Annotated in this window: 3 protein-coding genes; all 3 read right to left on the bottom strand. The window is 70.6% G+C overall.

Annotation, left to right across the window (positions count from 1 at the left end; translation table 11 throughout):
- Positions 1-153: 153 nt before the first annotated feature.
- The gene (locus tag JS521_RS36790; protein WP_239487657.1) at positions 154-957 is read right to left on the bottom strand and encodes a hypothetical protein; all 804 of its coding nucleotides are present in this window, start codon (positions 955-957) and stop codon (positions 154-156) included.
- Between the two features lie 854 nt (positions 958-1,811).
- A complete protein-coding gene (locus tag JS521_RS22195; RefSeq protein WP_205084701.1) occupies positions 1,812-2,228 on the bottom strand; it encodes an NYN domain-containing protein in 417 nt (138 codons plus the stop codon).
- Positions 2,229-2,267: 39 nt separating this feature from the next.
- A complete protein-coding gene (locus tag JS521_RS22190; RefSeq protein ID WP_205084700.1) occupies positions 2,268-3,347 on the bottom strand; it encodes an LCP family protein in 1,080 nt (359 codons plus the stop codon).
- Positions 3,348-3,406 lie beyond the last annotated feature (59 nt).

The raw sequence follows: 3,406 nt of genomic DNA, 5'->3' as shown, positions 1-3,406 counted from the left end.
CCCCCCTGGTGGCCCTCCCTCCCCCCCCGCCGCCCGTCGGGCGGGGCGCCGGGGGGGGGGGGCCCCCCCCCCGCGCCCCCCCCCCCGCCGCCCCCCCCGGGGCCCCCCCCCGGGGGGCTCCTCCTTGGGCGGGAGAGCGATCGGCCGATGCCGTCACACCGTCAGCTTGACGGCCTCGAACCAGTTGTTGTTGTCAGTGGTGCCGACGAACATGTACTCAGGTCGGCCGTTCTTGCAGAACTGCTGCCCCCAGCCGCCGTTCTGCATCTTGGCGGTGTGGCAGACGTTGCCCTTGCCGACGTTCATGGCGAAGCCCGTCAGGAACGGTGCGCCCGGCTTCGAACTGCCGATGTAGTTGTTCTTGCCGTCGCCGACGACGGCTGTCCAGCTCGGAGCCCATTTCGCGCTCGACGAACCCCCATCGTGCAGCAGAGCGTTGGCCGAGGAGCCTTCGACGTTCCCGACCGCGATGTTGAGCGCCGTGATCTTCTTGCCCTGCCCCGCTGTCCCGGTCATCGTCCCGTCGCACACGGCCGACTGCCACCCCTGACCGGAGACGAAGGCGCGATAGCAGATATGCCGTCCCTGGGGGTCGCTCTTGGCGAGGCCGGCCAATGCGGCGGCGGCCGTCCCCGGTGGTGGGCCCGTCGCCGCCTTCTTCTCCGGCTTCTTCTCCGCCGGTTTGCTCGTCGAAGGGCTCGGGGACGGAGGCACGACCACCGGCTTGGGCGCCGACGGGACGGAGGGCTTCACCGTCTCCTTCTTGCTGGGTTTCACGGAGGGTTTCGGCGACTCGCTGGTGTAGGTCTCCGGGGCAGGGGGACGTTGAGCGTCCAGAACCGTGCCCGCCGCGTTCTGGGTCTGGTCCTTCTCGGGCTTGCGGTCGTCGTCCTGCCCCGCTACGAGGAACGGCACCGAGATCAGGACCGCGCCGACGATCGCCGCGGCGGCCAGCATCGGCTTCTTGGGCCTGTTGCCGGGCGGCTCCTCATCCGTATGCGTCCCCGCCCCACCGCCCGGAGAAGCCACTGTCGTCGCGGCTTCCGGGGATCCTCCGGAGGCGGCTGCTGCCGCGGCCGGTTCCGAGGAGGGCTCCGCCGCCGAAGCCGCGCCCGTTCCTCCGGCGGCGGCTGATGCCTCTGCCGAGGGCTTCCTCTCCGACGGCTTCGGAGTGCCGGTACTGCGAGGGGCTGCGGCGTTGACACGGGCCGCCGACCCTTTTACCTGCGAGGCCAGCTGCTCGGCTTCCTTGTCCTGCTCGGGTTCGCTCGTCGGGCCGTGTGCGCTCGCATCCGGGTCGGACGACGAGGACGGGGTTTCGGAGCGGCCGCGCTGAGCGGCCGGAGCCAGAGCGTCGCCGGGTTCCCCCGCAGTGCCTCGCATGGTGACCGCCCGGCGGACGGAGACGGGCGAACTCGCGGAGGCCCCAGTTCCGGATCCACCGCTCGTCCCGGACGTAGCCTGCCGCGGTGGTATGTGACGATCAGGATCGTGCTCTTGTGCCATGCGCTTTCCTTACTCACGTCTGGATCAGGAGCCATGTCGAGAGCCGGCGCCGAGTGCACCTCGCCCAGGGCCTCACCCGGCCGGTCTCCACAGGCCGAGTGAGTGAAGCGCCGGACACGGCAAGCGACTTCGGGTGCGACCGTGCGTACCGACGGGACACAGCGCGGGCGCGGGCCGGCGTGCAGGGGCTCGTGGCACGCCTTGACGGCACGGGGTCGGGGACGACCGTACAGGAGTCCACCCTGCCGCAGGAGTTGCGCCTGTCTCTTCGATCCTGAAAGGGCAGCCTTTCCCCGAAATCTTCATCAGCCCGACATGCTCTCGTTCCCCGGTCGGTGCGGTGGCCGTACCGTCCGGGGCCCCACGCACCGGGCCCCGTACGCCTCGACCCGCTGCCGCAGTCCGCGGTCGGCGGTGACGACGACGCACTCCCGGTCCGAAGCGGCCCCGGCCGCCAGCTCGGCGATCAGGTCGTCGCCGCTGCCGGGGGCCGTCTCGACCCGGACCCCGGCCACGGAGGCGACGCCCCGGGCGGCTCCCTCGACCACGAGCACGATCTCGACCGGTCCCGGCAGCCCCGGCAGCCCGGCCGTGGCGGCCGGAACCAGGGAGTCGCGCAGCCGGACCGCCGCCCCGCGCCGGTCCCGCCACCAGCCGTCGGGCACGGAGCCGACCACATTGGCGCCGTCCACGATCACCAGCACCGCTTCGTCCTCGCTCATCCCGGCAGGGTGTCACGAGGAGCGCGGTACGACGGGCCGTCAGCCGCCGGTGGCGGGGGACTTCTTTGCTTCCTCGGGGATCGCGGTGTCCTCGCGGATCGCCTTCCACAGCCGGCCGGACTGCGGCTCGGACGCGATCACCCGGTTCGGGTCGATCTTGTCGTACGCCACCGGCAGCATGACCGTCTCCATCGAGGCCGGGTCGACGCCGTTCATGGAGCGGGCGAACTCCGCCAGCGAGGTGAGGGAGGCGAGCCCCGAGTCGGTGGTGAGCGACTTGGTGGCCGATTTGGCGATCTTGTACGAGTTCGTCGGGCTGCCCAGCAGGTCCTGCGACTTGACCTCGCTCAGCAGGGCCATCAGGAACTGCTGCTGGAGCCCGATGCGGCCGAGGTCGCTGCCGTCGCCGATGCCGTGCCGGGTGCGGACGTACGCGAGGGACTCGGTGCCGTCGAGCTTCTGCGGACCGGAGGTGAGGTGCAGCCCCGACGCCTTGTCGTCGATGTCCTGCGGCACGTCGACGGTGACGCCGCCGATGGCGTCGACCAGGTCCTTGAACCCGGCGAAGTTGATCTCCAGGTAGTGGTCGATGCGGACGCCGGACATCTTCTCCACCGTCTTCACCACACAGGCCGGACCGACCTGCGCGTAGACGGAGTTGAACATGACGCGTTCCTTGGCGGACACGGTGGATCCGTTGTCGCCGACGCACTCGGGGCGGGTCACCAGGGTGTCGCGCGGGATGGAGACGGCGACGGCCTTCGACCGGCCCTCGGGTATGTGCACCACCATCGCGGTGTCGGAGCGCGCCCCACTGACGGCCCCGCCGCCGCCCAGCTCCTCGTTCTCCGCCCCCGACCGCGAGTCCGAGCCGAGGACCAGCAGGTTCTGCCCGCTGGTGGGCAGCTTCTCCGGGCGGTCCTCACCGAGCGCCTTGTTGATGTCGACGCCCTTGATGTTCCCGTCGAGCTGACTGTAGAGCCAGTAGAGGGTGCCGCCGGTGGCGAGCAGCAGGACGAGCAGGACACCGAGCGTGATCTTGAGTCCGCGGCGGCGTCTGCGGGGCTTGGCCGCACGTCGGGAGGCACGGGGGCCCGGGGGCGTCTCGTCGTTGCTCATCGTGCGCGCAGTCTCTTATTAACATCATACGCAGCCGACCACTTAAAATGTGTTGATAA

Origin of the sequence: Streptomyces durocortorensis (genome assembly GCF_016901035.1) — a bacterium.
Lineage (GTDB): Bacteria > Actinomycetota > Actinomycetes > Streptomycetales > Streptomycetaceae > Streptomyces > Streptomyces durocortorensis.
The sequence above is the reverse complement of the archived record's forward strand: the minus strand, read 5'-3'. Positions and strand labels throughout refer to the sequence as shown.

Coding starts and splice junctions, on each gene's coding strand:
- JS521_RS36790 (WP_239487657.1), bottom strand. CDS start 957: ATGCTGGCCGCCGCGGCGATCGTCGGCGCGGTCCTGATCTCGGTGCCG.
- JS521_RS22195 (WP_205084701.1), bottom strand. CDS start 2,228: ATGAGCGAGGACGAAGCGGTGCTGGTGATCGTGGACGGCGCCAATGTG.
- JS521_RS22190 (WP_205084700.1), bottom strand. CDS start 3,347: ATGAGCAACGACGAGACGCCCCCGGGCCCCCGTGCCTCCCGACGTGCG.